This is a genomic window from Candidatus Frankia nodulisporulans, from assembly GCF_902806475.1.
Lineage (GTDB): Bacteria > Actinomycetota > Actinomycetes > Frankiales > Frankiaceae > Frankia > Frankia umida.
In genome coordinates this window covers 1-825 of the sequence record NZ_CADCWS010000511.1, presented here as the reverse complement: position 1 = coordinate 825, position 825 = coordinate 1, and the positions used below count along the sequence as shown (strand labels likewise).

The window sequence follows — 825 nt, the reverse complement described above, 5'->3', positions numbered from 1 at the left end:
CAGGCGAGCCTGACCTGGGTCGTCAACGCGTACCTCGTCAGCTACGGCAGCCTGCTTCTGGTGACGGGCCGGCTGGGTGATCTGATCGGCCGCAAGTCCGTGTTCCTGGCCGGCATGGCGATCTTCACCGCGGCCTCCGCGGGCTGTGGCCTCGCGACCAGCGAGGAGATCCTGGTGGCCGCCCGCTTCGCACAGGGAGTCGGCGGCGCGCTCGCGTCGGCGGCGGTGCTCGCGTTCATCGTCACCGACTTTCCGGCCGGCCAGGAACGTGGCCGCGCCATGAACTACTACATGATCATCACTGTCGGCGGTGGCTCGATCGGTCTGCTGCTCGGCGGCCTGTTCACCCAACTGCTCAGCTGGCACTGGATCTTCGCGATCAACCTTCCGATCGGGGTCTTCGCCCTGATCGCGGGCATGCGGCTGATCCCCGCCCGGCCCGGCACCGGCACCGGCGGGCTGGACGTGGTGGGCGCCCTGCTGGTCACGGTCGCCGCGGTGATCGGCATCGCCGGCATCGTCGGTGCGGCCGACCATGGCTGGTTCTCGGCCCGCACGCTCATCGCCGGTGCGGTCGCCGTCGTCCTGCTCGCCGCGTTCTTCGCCTGGGAAGCACGGGTGGCCAACCCGATCGTTCCGCTGCGCATCCTGGTCGGCTCGGCCGCGATCCGTTCGGCGGCCATCTCCGGACTGTTCGGCGTCTTCTTCTTCGGCACCCTTTTCCTGCAGCGGGTGCTGGGCTACAACGCGATCGAGACGGGACTGGCGTTTCTCCCCCAAAGCCTGGTCATCATATTCTTCTCCTTCGGCATCACGACCCGTCTG

General features: G+C 68.2%; 1 protein-coding gene. It reads left to right on the top strand.

What is annotated here, in order from left to right; genetic code table 11:
• On the top strand, positions 1–825 hold an 825-nt coding region (locus G6R24_RS21185), incomplete at both ends, for an MFS transporter (RefSeq protein ID WP_163550867.1).